This window comes from Streptomyces sp. DH12, from assembly GCF_020873895.1.
Classification (GTDB): domain Bacteria; phylum Actinomycetota; class Actinomycetes; order Streptomycetales; family Streptomycetaceae; genus Streptomyces.
In genome coordinates, this window is record NZ_JAHWGT010001247.1 from 1 (window position 1) to 433 (window position 433).

At 73.7% G+C, this 433-nt stretch carries 1 protein-coding gene; it reads left to right on the top strand.

Annotated features, from left to right (window positions below; all coding sequences use genetic code 11):
• Positions 1–327: methionine adenosyltransferase domain-containing protein (locus LPA54_RS39485; RefSeq protein WP_228985219.1), on the top strand; the 327-nt coding region annotated here is incomplete at its 5' end.
• Between the last annotated feature and the right edge of the window lie 106 nt (positions 328–433).

The following is a 433-nucleotide window of genomic DNA, read 5'->3' on the forward strand; positions in this document are numbered from 1 at the left end:
GCGATGCGCTGGGTCGCCAAGAACGTGGTCGCGGCCGGCCTGGCCGCGCGCTGCGAGGTGCAGGTCGCGTACGCGATCGGCAAGGCCGAGCCGGTGGGCCTGTTCGTGGAGACCTTCGGCACCGCCAAGGTCGCCCAGGAGCGCATCGAGCAGGCCATCGACGAGGTCTTCGACCTGCGCCCCGCCGCGATCATCCGTGACCTGGACCTGCTGCGTCCGATCTACGCCCAGACCGCGGCGTACGGCCACTTCGGCCGCGAACTGCCGGACTTCACCTGGGAGCGCACCGACCGGGTGGACGCGCTGCAGAAGGCCGCGGGGCTGTAACCGCGCGGGCTGTTCCCGGCCGAGGCCCGGTGCCGCTCCCTCTCGGGAGGGCACCGGGTCTCGGTGCGTTGCGGGCACGCCTTGCGCGTCCCCGGCGGGCCGCGGT